General features: G+C 63.4%; 14 protein-coding genes. 9 read left to right on the top strand and 5 right to left on the bottom strand.

Going from position 1 to position 14821, the window contains the following annotated elements; all coding sequences use genetic code 11:
• Positions 1 to 3 precede the first annotated feature (3 nt).
• The 3 genes from AC1DZ8_RS15025 to AC1DZ8_RS15035 form a co-directional block, all read right to left on the bottom strand.
• On the bottom strand, positions 4 to 420 hold the full coding sequence (locus AC1DZ8_RS15025; protein ID WP_477304509.1) for a hypothetical protein: 417 nt from the start codon (positions 418 to 420) through the stop codon (positions 4 to 6).
• The gene (gene mutL, locus AC1DZ8_RS15030) at positions 417 to 2294 is read right to left on the bottom strand and encodes a DNA mismatch repair endonuclease MutL (protein ID WP_477304507.1); all 1878 of its coding nucleotides are present in this window, start codon (positions 2292 to 2294) and stop codon (positions 417 to 419) included. Before mutL ends, AC1DZ8_RS15025 begins: the two co-directional genes overlap by 4 nt.
• A gap of 271 nt (positions 2295 to 2565) precedes the next feature.
• Positions 2566 to 3468 carry a LysR substrate-binding domain-containing protein gene (locus tag AC1DZ8_RS15035; protein ID WP_477304505.1) on the bottom strand — a complete coding sequence of 301 codons (903 nt, stop codon included), beginning with the start codon at positions 3466 to 3468 and terminating at the stop codon, positions 2566 to 2568.
• Positions 3469 to 3560: 92 nt separating this feature from the next.
• Between AC1DZ8_RS15035 and AC1DZ8_RS15040 the strand changes: the two genes are divergently transcribed.
• The 7 genes from AC1DZ8_RS15040 to AC1DZ8_RS15070 all read left to right on the top strand — a co-directional run bounded on the left by AC1DZ8_RS15040 (position 3561) and on the right by AC1DZ8_RS15070 (position 10989).
• The gene (locus tag AC1DZ8_RS15040; RefSeq protein ID WP_477304504.1) at positions 3561 to 5111 is read left to right on the top strand and encodes a trimethylamine methyltransferase family protein; all 1551 of its coding nucleotides are present in this window, start codon (positions 3561 to 3563) and stop codon (positions 5109 to 5111) included.
• A 45-nt stretch (positions 5112 to 5156) separates the two neighbouring features.
• Positions 5157 to 6806, top strand: a complete 1650-nt coding sequence (locus tag AC1DZ8_RS15045) for an ABC transporter substrate-binding protein (RefSeq protein WP_477304502.1) — start codon at positions 5157 to 5159, stop codon at positions 6804 to 6806.
• A gap of 74 nt (positions 6807 to 6880) precedes the next feature.
• On the top strand, positions 6881 to 8863 hold the full coding sequence (locus AC1DZ8_RS15050) for an oxidoreductase (protein WP_477304500.1): 1983 nt from the start codon (positions 6881 to 6883) through the stop codon (positions 8861 to 8863).
• Positions 8853 to 9002 carry a hypothetical protein gene (locus AC1DZ8_RS15055; RefSeq protein ID WP_477304498.1) on the top strand — a complete coding sequence of 50 codons (150 nt, stop codon included), beginning with the start codon at positions 8853 to 8855 and terminating at the stop codon, positions 9000 to 9002. Before AC1DZ8_RS15050 ends, AC1DZ8_RS15055 begins: the two co-directional genes overlap by 11 nt.
• Entirely contained in the window at positions 8999 to 9478 is a 480-nt protein-coding gene (locus AC1DZ8_RS15060; RefSeq protein ID WP_477304496.1) for a DUF3828 domain-containing protein, read from the top strand. Before AC1DZ8_RS15055 ends, AC1DZ8_RS15060 begins: the two co-directional genes overlap by 4 nt.
• A 4-nt stretch (positions 9479 to 9482) precedes the next feature.
• A complete protein-coding gene (locus AC1DZ8_RS15065) occupies positions 9483 to 10085 on the top strand; it encodes a YqhG/Tai3 family protein (protein WP_477304494.1) in 603 nt (200 codons plus the stop codon).
• Positions 10086 to 10113: 28 nt separating this feature from the next.
• Complete coding sequence (locus AC1DZ8_RS15070) at positions 10114 to 10989, top strand: alpha/beta hydrolase (RefSeq protein WP_477304492.1); 876 nt, start codon at positions 10114 to 10116, stop codon at positions 10987 to 10989.
• A 7-nt stretch (positions 10990 to 10996) separates the two neighbouring features.
• Here the strand turns inward: AC1DZ8_RS15070 and queF are convergent, their stop codons facing one another.
• Positions 10997 to 11458, bottom strand: a complete 462-nt coding sequence (gene queF / locus AC1DZ8_RS15075; RefSeq protein WP_477304490.1) for a preQ(1) synthase — start codon at positions 11456 to 11458, stop codon at positions 10997 to 10999.
• 140 nt (positions 11459 to 11598) lie between these two features.
• Between queF and AC1DZ8_RS15080 the strand changes: the two genes are divergently transcribed.
• On the top strand, positions 11599 to 13644 hold the full coding sequence (locus tag AC1DZ8_RS15080) for an oxidoreductase (RefSeq protein WP_477304488.1): 2046 nt from the start codon (positions 11599 to 11601) through the stop codon (positions 13642 to 13644).
• Positions 13645 to 13807: 163 nt separating this feature from the next.
• On the opposite strand, the gene AC1DZ8_RS15085 is transcribed toward AC1DZ8_RS15080, so the two are convergent.
• Entirely contained in the window at positions 13808 to 14215 is a 408-nt protein-coding gene (locus tag AC1DZ8_RS15085; RefSeq protein WP_477304486.1) for a hypothetical protein, read from the bottom strand.
• Positions 14216 to 14398: 183 nt separating this feature from the next.
• Between AC1DZ8_RS15085 and AC1DZ8_RS15090 the strand changes: the two genes are divergently transcribed.
• Positions 14399 to 14803, top strand: a complete 405-nt coding sequence (locus AC1DZ8_RS15090) for a MarR family winged helix-turn-helix transcriptional regulator (protein WP_477262673.1) — start codon at positions 14399 to 14401, stop codon at positions 14801 to 14803.
• Positions 14804 to 14821: the final 18 nt, after the last annotated feature.

A 14821-nucleotide genomic window follows, 5' to 3' on the forward strand; every position in this document is an offset into this window, starting at 1 on the left:
CGCTCACCCGGGAACTCCGAAGTAAGCACGATAATGCTCCAGGTGAGCTATCGGGGAGAATTCCTCGAAGTCGCCGGCAGCTTCGCACTCTTTCAGATGGGCAAGCGCCTTTGCTGCAGCCTCGCTAGGCTGCTTCTTCAGGAAATCCTTGGTGTTTTGCAGGCCATTGCCGCAAAGAAATTGGACGTCCAGATAACTGAACAGATCGAACCCGGATGACTTGGCGTCCCAAATTCGCAGCACGTCTTCATCCATTGCTCTGCTGAAGAGCTGAACACAGCAGAGCAATGCCAGGTCAGCTTGCCGTCCATCGCCTTTGCGCTCGCAATCGGCTTCATGCGCCAAGAGATCACGGATGCGAGGCAGATCCTCGTCTTTCGGTACGAGGCCAAACTGCTGCAGGGAGTCCCCGGCGTTCATCCCCGCCGCCCGAACAGCCGCTCAATATCGGCGAGCTTCAGCTCGATATAGGTCGGGCGGCCATGGTTGCAGGTGCCGGATCCCGGCGTCGCTTCCATCTGGCGCAGCAATGCGTTCATTTCCTCAGGCTTGAGCAGGCGGCCGGAGCGCACCGAGCCGTGGCATGCCATGGTCGCGGCGATCTTGTCCAGCCGCTCCTTCAGCGTCTCGACCGTGTCATTGTCGGCGATCTCGTCGGCGAGGTCACGCACCAGTTGCTGGACATTGGTTTCGCCCAGCATGGACGGCGTCTCGCGCACCGCCACCGCACCGGGGCCGAAGCGCTCGATGCCGAGACCGAAGCGGGCCAGCGTCTCGGAATGCATGGCCAGCCGCTCGGCATCCTCTTCCGGCAGGTCGACGATCTCCGGCAAGAGCAGCATCTGCGAGGGCACGGCGCGCGAATGCAGCGCATTCTTCAGCGCTTCGTAGACCAGTCGCTCATGCGCCGCGTGTTGGTCAACGATAACAAGTGAATCCCTGGTTTGCGCTACGATGTAATTCTCGTGCACTTGCGCGCGGGCAGCGCCCAGTGCCGTGCCAAGCAGCGTCTCGGTCGGTTCGGCTGTACCGGCACGCGCATCGGCGCTGGCGAGCGGCCCGGCATCGAATGCCGCCTGGTCGTTGTCGGCAAAGCCGTTTCGCTGCGCCCTTGCTTCGCCGTAACCCATATCCAGCGGTCGTTGTGACAAGCGCGATGGGTCGAAGCCGCCGGAGCCAGACGGCCGGTAGGCCGCGTCATAGCTGCGGTGGCCATTGGCAGGGCCGGCATGGGCATAAGGAGAAGCACCCGGCCGGAACGCCGCCATCATGCCGGCGGCACCGCTGGTGGCGGCGCGGATGCCGGCATTGGCCAGCGCCTCGCGAATGGCGCCGACGATCAGGCCGCGCACCAGGCCGGGGTCGCGGAAGCGCACATCGGCCTTGGCCGGGTGGACGTTGACGTCGACGGTCGCCGGATCGAGCGTCAGGAACAGCACCGTGACAGCATGGCGGTCGCGCGGCAGCACATCGGCGAAGGCGCCGCGGATGGCGCCGGCAATCAGCTTGTCGCGCACCGGCCGGCCGTTGACATAGGCATATTGCTGCAGCGCGTTGGCGCGGGTGAAGGACGGGATCGAGACATGGCCGGTGAGATGCACGCCGTCACGGCTGGCATCGATGGCAATGGAATTGTCGGGGAACTCGGCGCCCATCACCTGGGCGACGCGGCGCAGGCTGCCTTCCGCGTTGTCGTCAGTCGCCGGCAGTTCCAGCGTCGAGCGATCGGAGCCGGCGAGTGTGAAGCGCACGGCGGGGAAAGCGATGGCGATGCGCTTGACCACATCACTGGTCGCCGAGCTTTCAGCGCGCTCGCCCTTCATGAATTTGAGCCGGGCGGGCGTCGCGAAAAAGAGGTCGCGCACCTCCACCGTGGTGCCGCGGTTTGCCGCCGCCGGCTTGACGGCCGAAACGCGGCCGCCTTCGATGCCGATCTCGGCCGCGCTGTCGCCGACGGCGGTGCGCGAGCGGATCGACAGCCGCGCCACCGAGCCGATCGACGGCAGCGCCTCGCCACGGAAGCCGAGCGAGCGGATATCGTGGATGCTGTCGCCAAGCTTGGAGGTGCAATGGCGCGCGATCGCCAGCGAAAGTTCCGGTTCGGGAATGCCCGAGCCGTCATCGGTGACGCGGATCAGGTTCAATCCACCACCGGCGGTGACGATCTCGACGCGGGAGGCGCCAGCATCGAGCGCATTCTCGACCAGCTCCTTCACCACGCTCGCCGGACGCTCGATGACTTCGCCGGCGGCGATCTGGTTGATCATCGTTTCGGAAAGCTGGCGAATGGGCATGGGGCACTATAGGCGGATTCGAGGGGTGTGCGGAAGCCTTCGTGCCGGACATCGGAGACGCCAGCGGGACAGCACCCCTCTCTGTCCTGCCGGACATCTCCCCCTCAAGTGGGGAGATTGGATGTCACGGCGGCTTTCGCCAACTTTCTGCGTTCAAGTGAAGAGCCTGCGCCAAAGCTGCTGATCTCCCCCCTAAGGGGGGAGATGTCCGGCAGGACAGAGGGGGGTGTGACAGAACTCCACGATAGCGATTGCGCCGCGAAACGACGTCTCACGCCTGCGCCGCCAGCCAATCCCTTACCTTGCGGGCGTTGTCGCTGAGCTCGCGGTTTCGCGACCAGATGATGTGAAAACCTTTGCCGGTTCGCATCGTGTGGCTGGTGACGCGCACCAGCAGTCCTGAGGCCAAAAGCCGCTCGGCCAGGTGTCCCCAGCCAAGCGCAATGCCTTGGCCCTCCATCACCGCCTGGATCACCAGCGCATAGTCGTTGATGCGAAGGCCACGCCCGGCATCGACGATATCGACCCCGGCCGATTGGAACCACTCGTCCCAGCTTGCTGCCTCGCGAAACGGCTCTTCGAGATGGATGAGCCGGTGCGATGGCAAATCCTCGACGGTCTGCGGCAGCCCGAAGCGCGCCACATAGTTTGCGCCGGCAACCGGGAAGATCTCCTCGTCGGCCAGCGGCAGCGCATGATAGTCCGGCCATTCCTTCGGCTCACCGCCGCGAATGCCGAGCGGAATGTCCTCGGCGATGATGTCGAGGTCGCGGTCGGCGGTCTGGATGCGCAGGTCGACGCCCGGCAGTTCGTCGCGAAACTGCTGCAGGCGCGGCATCATCCAGAACGAGGCGAACGCGGTCGACGCCGCCAGCGTCACATGCGCGCCGACGGCGATCTGGCGCAGACCCTCGGCCGACTTGCGGATGTGCGACAGGCCGAGCGAGACGTCGGCATGGAAGCGGTCACCGGCTTCGGTAAGGCTGACTTGTCGATGGCGACGCTGGAAGAGTTTGGCGCCGAGCTGCTCTTCAAGCCCGCGGATCGCATAGGACACCGCCGCTTGCGTCATGCCGAGCTCGCGCCCGGCGGCGGTAAAGCTCGACAGCCGGCCGGCGGCCTCGAAGACGATCAGGCTGCCGGCGGACGGCAGAAGATGGCGCAAGCTTCGCATAAGCAGAGCTTATACAAGAGATCAGGATTTTCCAGCGTCACAGCTGTATTTTGTCTCGCTAAATTGACTGGCTCTGGGAGGATGGAATTTCCATGAACGCACCGACCGTCGAAGTGACCGAACCTGCCAACCGTCGAGCGGGTGGCCGCCTGGGGCGCAAGGTGCTGCGGGGAATTCCCATGGCGTCGTTTCCGACCCTGGTCCGCAAGATCCCCGTGTATCAGATGGTCCCGGATGAGGCGGTGGAATTGATCCACCAGGAGTCGCTCTCGATCCTTGAAGAGGTGGGATGCGAGTTCCGCGACGACGAGGCCATTGCACTGTGGAAGGCGGCGGGAGCCGATGTGTCGGAAACGCGTGTCCGGATCGACCGTGCGCTCCTGATGGAGCTCATATCGAAGGTCCCGTCGGAGTTTACACTCAATGCGAGAAATCCGCAGCGCACGGTGCGCGTTGGCGGCGACAACTCCATCTTCGTACCGATGTACGGCGCGCCTTACGTGCGCGACCTCGACAACAACAGGCGCTATGGCACGCTCGCCGACCTGCAGAATTTCCACAAGCTCGCCTACATGGCGCCGGCGCTGCACTCGTCGAGCTCGGTCATCTGCGAGCCGATGGAAATCGCGGTGCCCAAGCGCCACCTCCACATCATCCATTCAGCGCTGAAGCACTCCGACAAGCCGTTCATGGGCATCGTGACGTCCAAGGAACGAGCCGAGGACACGATGGCGATGGCAGGCATCGTCTTCGGCGAGGACTATGTCCGCGACAATCCGGTGCTGGTGTCGATCACCAATTGCAATTCGCCGCTGGTGTGGGACGCCACCATGCTTGACGCCATGAAGGTCTATGCACGCCACAACCAGCCGCTGATCCTGGCGCCCTTCGCACTGTGCGGCGCCTCGACTTCAGCCTCAGCCGTCGGCGCAGTCGCGCAGGTCAATGCCGAAGCGCTGGCGGGCGTCGCGTTCACCCAGTTGCTGCGTCCGGGTTCGCCGCAGCTCTACGGACAGTTCATGGTTACGGTGGACATGAAGACCGGCGCTCCGATGGGCGGCACGCCGGAGGCCGCGCAGATGATGTATCTGATGGGGGCATTGGCGCGTAAATACCGCCTGCCATGGCGCACGTCGGGCTTCCATGTCGGGTCGAAGCTGAACGATGCCCAGGCGGGCTACGAGGCGAACATGCTGATGCATGCCGCAATCCTCTCCGGTGCCAACTACATCTGGCATTCCGCCGGATGGCTCGAGGCCGGCTTGAGCTGCGGTTATTCGAAATTCGCGACGGACTGCGAACAACTCGTTGGCTGGTACAAATATGCGGGCGGGCTGCCGTTCGACGATTTCAAGGAAGCGATGGCGGCCATCCGCGAGGTCGGGCCTCAGGGCCATTTCCTCGGCACACAGCATACGCTCGAACATTTCGAGTCGGCCTTCTTCATACCGAGCATCATGGACTTCAATTCGTACGAACAGTGGAAGGCCGAAGGGGCCAAGGATCACGACACGCGCGGCCGCGAGAAAGCTCGCAACATGCTCGCGGATTACCAGGAGCCGAAGCTCGACGAGGGTATCGCTGAGGGGCTGGCGGATTTCATTGCGCGGCGCGAGGAGGCGCTGCCAAACAGCGTCAGTTGACGCGACGGACGAACAACTAACGGGAACAAAAAAGGGAGAAAAAAAATGACATTCTTCAGAAGCAATGGCGACCGCGTGCCTGATACCATCGAGGCAATGGCGAAAGAGACGCGTGCAGGCCATATGGACCGCCGCGAATTCCTCGCGCTTGCCAGCGCATTCGGCGCCTCGACGGCTTTCGCCTACGGCATGATCGGCCTTGCCGCGCCGACCAAAGCCCTGGCCGATGAACCGAAAAAGGGCGGAACGCTGCGTGTCGCGATGTCGGTCAAGGCGCAGAAGGATCCGCGCACCTATGACTGGACCGAGATGGCAAACGTCACGCGCACCTGGCTGGAGCCGCTCGTCCGCTACACGCACGAGTTCACTTTCGAGCCGGTCCTGCTCGAAAGCTGGGACGTCAATGACGACGCCACCGAATACACACTGCATCTGCGCAAAGGCGTCACCTGGAACAATGGCGATGCCTTCAACGCCGATGACGTGGTCGCCAATCTGAACCGCTGGTGCGAGAAGGGTGCTTCAGGCAATTCCATGGCGGCACGTGTTGGCGCGCTGATCGACACAAAGACCGGCAAGGCCAAGGATGGCGCTATCACCAAGGTCGATGACCTCACGGTCAAGCTGAAGCTGGCCGAACCCGACATCGCGATCATACCGGGCTTCACCGACTATCCGGCGCTGGTTGTGCATCGCGACTTCGACAAGGATGGCGCCGACCCGATCAAGAAGCCAGTCGGCACCGGACCTTTCGAACTGGTGTCCTATGCTGTGGGTACGAAGGCGGTCGTCAAGCGTCGCGAGAACGGCAAGTGGTGGGGTGGCGAAACGCCGCTCGACAGTGTCGAGTTCATCGACTACGGCACCGACTTCAATGCCACGCTGAATGCCTTCGAGTCCGGCGAGATCGACCTCGATTTCGAAACGCCGGCCGACTTCATCGACGCCCTCGACAAGATGGATCTGGTGAAATCGGAGGTCGCGACGGCGACCACGCTCGTTGCCCGCACCAACATCACCCACAAGCCCTATGACGATCAGCGGGTGCGCAATGCGCTGCAGATGGCCGTCGACAACAATGCCGTCATGCAACTCGGCTACGCCGGGCTCGGCACGGTCGGCGAGAACCACCACGTCGCACCGATCCATCCCGAATACTATCCGCTGCCCAAGAAGACGCGCGATGCCGCGGCCGCCAAGAAGCTGATGGCGGATGCCGGTCAGGCCGATTTCGAGCACGAACTGATCACCGTCGAGGACGAATGGCAGAAGAACACCGGCGATGCGATCGCCGGGCAATTGCGCGATGCCGGCATCAAGGTGAAGCGCACGGTGCTGCCGGGCTCGACCTTCTGGAACGACTGGACGAAATATCCATACTCGATGACCATCTGGTACATGCGGCCGCTCGGCGTCCAGGTGCTGGCGCTCGGCTATCGCTCGGGCGAAGCCTGGAATGAGACGGCCTTTGCCAACCCGGATTTCGACGCCAAGCTGAAGCAGGCGCTTTCGCTGGCCGATCCTGCCAAGCGCAAGGAGGTGATGAAGGACGTCGAGCAGATCCTGCAGGATTCCGGCGTCATCATCCAGCCGTTCTGGCAGAAGCTCTACTGCCACATGAGCAAGAAGGTGAAGAACTACGGAATGCACCAGACCTACGAAATGGACTTCCAGAACGTCTGGCTGGACAGCTGACGCTCGAAGTTTAGCCACCACGGCGCCGGAGCCTGCGGGCCGGCGCAATGTCGCCGATGAGGAAGAGAACGTGCATGTCCGGGCGGGTCTTCAAGCGTCTGTTCGAACCGGCGACATTGCGCGGCAAGACGCTGCGCAACCGGATCGTATTTGGAGCCCATACGGCCAACATGGCCGAGGACGGCCTGCCGACTGCCCGCCATATCGGCTATTACGCCGAACGCGCCATCGGCGGGGCCGGCATGATCGTTGTCGAGCCGATGCCGGTACATCAGGCTGCGGTGCTGACTCGCGGCAACTTTCGCCCTTCCGATGACAGCGTCATCTCGCATTTCCGCAAGGTGACCGACGCCATCCGCGGCAACGGTGCTGTCGCCATCCAACAACTCTACCACGTTGGCCAGCATGCCGATGCGGACAACTCGTTCCACGCCGGTTGGTCGCCGTCCGGCCTGCCGAGCTATCACGATTCAGACGGATCGCACCGTATGTCCGAGCGCCAGATCGAAGAGACGATCGACGGCTTCGTCCAGGCGGCGCGCCGCTGCCGCGAGGCAGGTTTCGACGGCGTCGAGGTCTGGGCCGCCTATCATTCGATGCTCGATCAGTTCTGGACGCCCTGGTCGAACCGTCGCGACGACCAATGGGGCGGCAGCCTGCAAAACCGCACCCGTATGAGCCGGGAGGTGATGAGCCGCATACGCAAGGTTTGTGGTGATGACTTCATCGTGGGTCTCGCGATCAATGACGAACCGGAAGTCGAGGTAGCGCTCAAGCGCGAGGCGTTGGCCGAGATTATCGAATTGCACGACCGTGACAATCTGATGGACTACGTCACCTGCGGAACGGGGTCGTATTTCGATTTCTACAAGATCATGCCGACCTTCCTTTATCCGGAAAAGCTTGGGGCGGACCTTGCCGCCGTGTTGAAATCGACGGTGAGGCACGCGCTGATCACGGCGGAAAGCCACATCCGCACTCCGGAAAACGCCGAGAGCGTGTTGAGCGAAGGCCGCGCCGATCTTGTCTCGATCGTGCGCGGGCAGATCGCCGATCCGCATCTGGCTGCAAAGGCTGCGGCTGGCCGGCATGAGGACATTCGCGGCTGTCTGTCCTGCAATCAGATGTGTTGGGGCCGGCGCGGTCGCGACTACTGGATCAGCTGCGTGATCAATCCATCGGCGGGGCGGGAATGGGAATGGGGAGGCGATCGCTTCACCCCGGCCATCCAGCCGAAACATGTGTTTGTCGTTGGGGGTGGGCCAGCCGGTCTCGAAGCCGCGCGCGTAGCGGCCGAGCGCGGCCACCGCGTGACGCTCGCCGAGGCGTCGGACCGGCTCGGCGGGCAATTCCGGCTCGCAGGCCTGCAGCCGCGCCGGGCGCAGATTCTCGACCTCATCGACTGGTATCAGCGCCAGCTTGGCCAGCTTCAGGTCGATGTGCGCTATGGCCAGTATGTCGAGGCCGAGGACATCCGGCGCGAGGACGCCGATCACGTCATCGTCGCAACGGGTTCCATGCCTCAGGACGGCGCATTCCAGCGCGCGATGCCACAATGGGAAAGCATTCCGGGTGGTGGCACGGTTTTCTCCGCTGAAGCCGTGATGGCCAGGGAGGCGAGGCCGGGCAAGCGCGTGCTTTTCCTCGACGATGGCGGCAACTGGAAAGGCTGCGGCACCGCCTGGAAACTCGCCGAGGACGGTCATGAAGTGACGATCGTCACGCCTGACGCCCTCGTTGGCAAGGAACTTCAGCGGATGGCCGTGGATGCGCCGCTGCGCCGAGCACTGGCTGCGCTGAAGGTCAGGTTTGTGACCGAAAGCGCCGTGGTGCATTGGGACGGCGCGAAGGCCACAATAGCATCGTTGCTCGACGGCGCCGAGCAGGAAGTCGAGGCGGACGCATTGGTCTTTGCCAGCACCAGCATGGCCCAGGACAGCCTGTCGATCGAACTCGACAGGATCGGCATCGCCCACACCTCGATTGGCGATTGCACCGCTTCGAGGCAGGCAGCCTTTGCCATTCATGATGGACGCAAGGTGGCGCTTGGCCTTTGATCTCTTGCCGACCGAGCGCATCGAGCGATGCGATCTTCAGGCAACGAGCCTTGGAGGCTTCATGAGCCGCAAAAAAGCCGATATGCAGGATGTGTGGTATTGCCACCTTGCCGCCGAACAGCCGGAGATTCCTGCATGAGACCGATAGTGCTGGCCGCTGCCCTTTCGATTGCCTTGCCCGCCGCGGCACTTGCCGGGCCGGCTTCGAACGCCGTGAAGTTTTTTTATGTGCCTGAGGTCAAATTCGAAGGGGACGCCAAATACCGCGACCGCTTCACCGAGCCGGTGACGAAACTCTTCGATCTCAACGACCAGGCGCAGAAGAACAAGCCCGACGAGGTCGCTTGCCTCGACTTCGATCCTGGGCTCGACGCCCAGGATTTCGACCAGAAGACGATTGCCAGGACATTGAAGCTGGCCGAGACCGTCAACGGCGATACGGCCGAGGTGACGGCCACGTTCAGCCTGTTTGCGGAAGGCGATGAGTCCAAACGCGAAATGCTGTGGTCGCTCAAGAAGATCGACGGCAAGTGGAAGGTCGCCGACATCACCTCCAAGACCAGCAACTGGACGCTGAGCGCGCTCGAATGCATGCCGGACAAAGCGCCGGAGTGATGCCGTGCAGCGCCGTCTCGCTTTGGCGTTATCGACCTTATCGATGCTGGCGGCAGGGCTGAACACAGCCGCCGCTCAAGGGCTGCTGGGTCCGCCGCCCGCAAACGCCCCGGCAGAGACAGCGCCGGGCGGCCCACCGCCCGCAAATCCACCCGGTAATGCGGTGGAGCCGGCGAAGCCACCCCTGGCATGGCCACCATCCGAGCCGGCCGCGCCCGTGTTGCCGGGCTCGCCCACGGCGGTGGTCAAGCCGTTCTACGAACATCTCGGGCTGGAGCTCGATCCGACCCAGCGCAAGAACTTCGTCGATCCGGCCAAGACCGTGCTCGACAAGAGCGATGCGCTGCGGGCGTCGGGGCAGGGCGAATGCCTCGACCCCAACATGGCGCTCGACAATGCCGATTACGACAAGCTTGCAATTGACAAGAGCCTGAAGAGCATCGAGGCCGTCAACGGCGATCAGGCCAAGGTGGTGGTGGCCTTCGTCGTCGAAGGCAATCAGCACCGGCTGGAGTGGAAACTGAAGAAGGTCGACGGCGCCTGGAAGATATCCGACCTGCTCTCGGTGACCGGCGAATGGGCGCTCAGCCAGTATCAGTGCGAATGAGCCGCCGATCGCGTCCGGGTGAGCGGCAATGAAGCTTCGCGTTTTGCTCGCGATCGTGCTGGTCGGGCTCGCCGCTGCCGGTGGCGCCTTCTACTGGCACATCGGCACCATGCTGATCGCGCGCGAGCCCCGGCAAGCTCTGGCGCCGCCGGGTGACCTGCCGGTCGAGCGCGTCGTGCTCAACCAGGCCGGCGCGCCAGAGCTTGTCGGCTGGGTGGCAGATCGAATAGGCGGTTGCGGCGCGATCGTCCTGCTGCACGGGCGCGGCGCCAACAGGCTCGCTTTGGTGCAAAGAGCGAAACTCTTGTTCGATGCCGGCTACTCCGTCGTCCTGTTCGATCTGTCCGGGCATGGCGAGAGCGGCGGCAGCGTCCAGGGCTTCGGCTACAGCGAAAGCCAGGATGCAGTGCGCATCATGGCCTTTGCGCGGCAACGTTTCCCTGGCGAGAGGCTTGGCGCTGTCGGCTCGTCGCTGGGCGCCGCTGCCTTCGTCTTTGCAGCACAGCAAGCGCCTGCCGATGCCTATGTGCTGGAGCAGCTTTACGCCAGTTTGCGTGAGACAACGGCATGGCGCATGCCTTTCCATTTCTGGCGCGGATTCCAGGCATCTGTGCTTTTGGCACAGATGCCGCTTCGTCTCGGGGTGAGCGCCGACGACGTCAGGCCGGTCGACCGCCTCGGCAAGATCGGCGCGCCGCTGATGCTGCTTGCGGGCAGCATCGATCCCTTCATCGACCGCGGGCAGGTGCTGGCGCTGCAGAATGCCGCCGCCGGCTCGCGACTGGTCTGGTTCGAAGGGGCAGGCCATGTCGACCTTTTGCGCTACGATCAGCCGCGCTACCGGGATGCAGTGCTTCCCTTCCTGGCGGCAAAGCTCTGCCGGACCGGTGCCGCCAATGGCTGACGCCCGTTCAGCCGCGGCCGCGATAGGGGGCAACGCCGGTGTCGGGCAGCCAGGCGCCTTCCGGCGGCGCGCCGGTTTGCCAGAACACATCGATCGGAATGCCGCCGCGCGGATACCAATAGCCGCCTATGCGCAACCATAGCGGCTTGGTCGCGGCCACAATGCGCCGGCCGATCATCACGGTACAGTCTTCATGGAAAGCGCCATGGTTGCGAAACGAGGTCATGAACAGTTTGAGCGACTTCGATTCCACAAGCGCGGCATCGGGGGCGTAATCGATGACGATATGGGCGAAATCCGGCTGGCCGGTGACCGGGCAGAGCGAGGTGAATTCCGGGCAGGTGAAGCGCACGATGGCAGGCGGCCCGTCGCCGCGCTGGAACGGCACGGTCTCCAGGACCGCAGTTTCGGGGCTCTGTGGCGCCTCGACGTGAGCGCCGAGCTGGGTGAGGGTTTTGGTATCGATCATAAGCGGTTGTCCCTGGATTTTCCGCGCTCATTAGCATCGGACCGAAAAGTGTGCAGCGGTTTTCGGACAAATCCGATGCTTAATATAAGAACTGGAGCAGCGCATGCTGCTCCAACACAAAATGAAAAAGCAGGAAGACGATGACCTCCAACGATCCGCTTCTCCAGCCCTATCAGCTCAAGCACTTGACGCTGAAGAACCGGGTGATGTCGACCAGCCATGAGCCGGCCTATTCCGAGGACGGCATGCCGAAACAGCGCTATCGGCTCTACCATGCCGAAAAGGCGAGGGGCGGCATGGCGCTGACCATGACCGCCGGCTCGGCGATCGTCTCGCGCGACAGTCCGGCCGCCTTCGGCAATCTTCATGTCTATGACGACCGCATCGTGCCGTGGTTGGCCGAGCTTGCCGACGCCTGCCACGAGCATGACTGCAAGGTGATGATCCAGATCACCCACCTTGGCCGCCGCACCGGCTGGAACAAGGCCGACTGGCTGCCGGTTTTGTCGGCCTCGCCGGTGCGTGAGCCGGCGCATCGCGCTTTCCCAAAAGCCATTGAGGATTGGGACATCGAGCGCATCGTCGCCGACTATGCGTCGGCTGCGCAGCGCTGCCAGGCGGCCGGCCTCGACGGCATCGAGTTCGAATCCTACGGCCATTTGATGGACGGCTTCTGGTCTCCGGCGACAAACCAGCGCGATGACGAGTTCGGCGGTTCGCTCGACAACCGGCTGCGCTTCACCGACATGGTGCTGGATGCGGTACGGGCGGCGGTCGGCGAAAAATTCGTCGTCGGCATCCGTATGGTCGCCGACGAGGATTTTGAAAAGGGCCTGTCGAAAGCGGAGGGCGTCGAGATCGCCAAGCGGCTGGCGGCCTCCGGCAAGGTCGACTTCCTCAACATCATCCGCGGCTCGATCGAGACCGATGCGGCACTGACCAAGGTCATCCCGGTGACCGGCATGCGCTCTTCGCCGCATCTCGATTTCGCTGGCGAGGTGAGGGCGGCGACGAAGTTCCCGACCTTCCATGCGGCGCGCATCTCCGACGTCGCCACAGCGCGCCATGCCATAGCGACGGGAAAACTCGACATGGTCGGCATGACCCGCGCCCACATCGCCGATCCGCACATCATCAAGAAGGTCATGGAAGGCCGCGAGCACGAGATCCGTCCTTGCGTCGGCGCCACCTATTGCCTCGACCGCATCTATGAAGGCGGCGAAGCGTTGTGCGTCCACAATGCGGCGACCGGTCGCGAGGCCGAAATTCCGCACATCATCGCCAGGACCGAAGGGCCGAAGCGGAAAGTCGTCGTCGTTGGCGCCGGCGCCGGTGGGCTGGAGGCAGCCCGTGTCATGGCCGAACGCGGCCATGACGTCACGGTGCTCGAGGCCTCTGGTCAGGCCGGCGGACAGGTTCGGCTGGCAACGCAGAACCCGCGCCGCAAGGAGCTGATCGGCATCATCGACTGGCGGCTGGCCGAACTCGACCGGCTCGGCGTCGAGATCCGCTACGACACCTGGGCCGAGCAGGACGATGTGCTGGCGCTGGCGCCTGATGTGGTGGTGATCGCCACCGGTGGCCTGCCGCAGAACCCGCCGCTGACATCGGGCGACAATCTCGTGACTTCGAGCTGGGACATCATGGCCGGCAGCGTCAAGCCGGCGGAGAACGTGCTGCTCTTCGACGACAATGGCGGCCACCAGGGCATGGGCGCAGCCGAGCTGATCGCCAATGCCGGGTCAAAACTGGAGCTGGTTTCGCCGGAACGCTTCTTCGCCCCGGAAATGGGCGGCATGAACCACGTGCCCTATATGCGCGCCTTCCAGGAAAAGGGCGTCACCATCACCATCAACACCAGGCTGCGTTCGGTGCGGCGCGAGGGCAATCAGCTGGTCGCCGAATTGGCCTCCGACTTCGCCGATGGCTGGCGCGGCGAAAGGCGGGTCGACCAGGTGGTGGTCGAGCATGGCACGGCGCCGCTCGACGACCTCTATCTCGCGCTGAAGCCGCTGTCGAAAAACCGTGGCGCGGTCGACTATGAGCGGCTGGTCGGCGGCGGCGATATTTTTCCTCTACGCAACCCCGAAGGCGGATTCGTGCTGTTGCGCATCGGCGACGCCGTCGCCTCGCGCAACATCCACGCCGCCATCTATGACGGCATCAGGTTCGGCTTGCGGGTCTAAGCTTTACAAGCCGCCCTACGGCTTGTTGGGTAGCGCGCAGCCAAACTTCTGTGCGGAGAGCCACCTTGCACATCCGTCCGAGCTGCGCGCCGCGCACGCCACCGGCGGGAGCCAAGCGACGTACGATGCGGTATGCCTCAACCGGGTGATAACGCGGCAGAGCTCAAATCATCCTGGCGGTCGCCATGCAAAGTACGGTGAGCACCAGCAGCCAGGCGGCGATGCGTTCGCCGCCGGCCATTTTGGCACGCAAAGCCCTCTCTGTGGCGGCGTCCGCGCCCGCAAGCTGCCGGCTGGTATTGCGAACCACGACGCTGAGAACGCCGGCAGCCGCGAAGGCGGCCAGGATGCCCAGCGCCAGCACCATTTCCATCGAGCCGAAATAAGCGCCATGGAAGAAATACCAGAGCAGCGCGCCGGTCACGAACACCACGCCTGCCGAGCCCATTTGCGGCTGGATGAAGCGCTCCGCCTTGATCTCGGGATCGCGGGCAAGCGTAATCGTGGTGCCGGCCCAAAACACGCCGGCCATGACATGAAGGCCGATAATGACGATGTAGACATATTGCATGACCGTTTCCTCCTTGCCCGCCGCTCAGGTCCTGTCGAATGCACGATAACAAGCTTGGTGGATCGACAGGCATGATAGTTAGGTATCGAATGATTCGATGTCAATGAATAATGCTGCGTTCCCTCGCTCGGTGCCTTGTTCTACTGTCGGCTCATGACTCCCTTTGACCGCCCGCCCGTCGGCATGAATCTCGCGCGCACATCCAAGCTGGTGGCGCAGGCCTTTGACGCTGCTTTGGTCGAAGCCGGCGGCACGCTGCCGGTATGGCTGACCTTGCTTTCGGTCAAGTCGAGCGAGCTTGCCAATCAGCGCGAGCTTGCCGGCATGATCGGCATCCAGGGCGCCACACTGACCCACCATCTCAACGCCATGGAGGCGCAAGGCCTGCTGACACGCCGCCGCGATCCTGATAACCGCCGGGTTCATCTGGTCGAGTTGACGCAAGCTGGCGAAGCAATGTTCCTGAAACTGCGCGCGGCAGCCCTTATCTTCGACAAGCGGCTGCGCGCGGGATTGCCGGACGACAGGCTGGCGGAATTCGCCGAGGTGCTGGCGGCGCTGCGGGCGAATGTCGCGCCCGCCAAATGATCGACGCGGTCTGAGCCG

The sequence above is a fragment of the Mesorhizobium sp. P2_F7 genome (assembly GCF_056403695.1).

Bases quoted from the DNA above. Each gene is read 5' to 3' on its own strand.
- AC1DZ8_RS15090 (WP_477262673.1), top strand. From the start codon at position 14,399: ATGAATCTCGCGCGCACATCCAAGCTGGTGGCGCAGGCCTTTGACGCT.
- mutL (WP_477304507.1), bottom strand. From the start codon at position 2,294: ATGCCCATTCGCCAGCTTTCCGAAACGATGATCAACCAGATCGCCGCC.
- AC1DZ8_RS15045 (WP_477304502.1), top strand. From the start codon at position 5,157: ATGACATTCTTCAGAAGCAATGGCGACCGCGTGCCTGATACCATCGAG.
- AC1DZ8_RS15085 (WP_477304486.1), bottom strand. From the start codon at position 14,215: ATGCAATATGTCTACATCGTCATTATCGGCCTTCATGTCATGGCCGGC.
- AC1DZ8_RS15025 (WP_477304509.1), bottom strand. From the start codon at position 420: ATGAACGCCGGGGACTCCCTGCAGCAGTTTGGCCTCGTACCGAAAGAC.
- AC1DZ8_RS15035 (WP_477304505.1), bottom strand. From the start codon at position 3,468: ATGCGAAGCTTGCGCCATCTTCTGCCGTCCGCCGGCAGCCTGATCGTC.
- AC1DZ8_RS15070 (WP_477304492.1), top strand. From the start codon at position 10,114: ATGAAGCTTCGCGTTTTGCTCGCGATCGTGCTGGTCGGGCTCGCCGCT.
- AC1DZ8_RS15060 (WP_477304496.1), top strand. From the start codon at position 8,999: ATGAGACCGATAGTGCTGGCCGCTGCCCTTTCGATTGCCTTGCCCGCC.
- queF (WP_477304490.1), bottom strand. From the start codon at position 11,458: ATGATCGATACCAAAACCCTCACCCAGCTCGGCGCTCACGTCGAGGCG.
- AC1DZ8_RS15040 (WP_477304504.1), top strand. From the start codon at position 3,561: ATGAACGCACCGACCGTCGAAGTGACCGAACCTGCCAACCGTCGAGCG.
- AC1DZ8_RS15050 (WP_477304500.1), top strand. From the start codon at position 6,881: ATGTCCGGGCGGGTCTTCAAGCGTCTGTTCGAACCGGCGACATTGCGC.
- AC1DZ8_RS15080 (WP_477304488.1), top strand. From the start codon at position 11,599: ATGACCTCCAACGATCCGCTTCTCCAGCCCTATCAGCTCAAGCACTTG.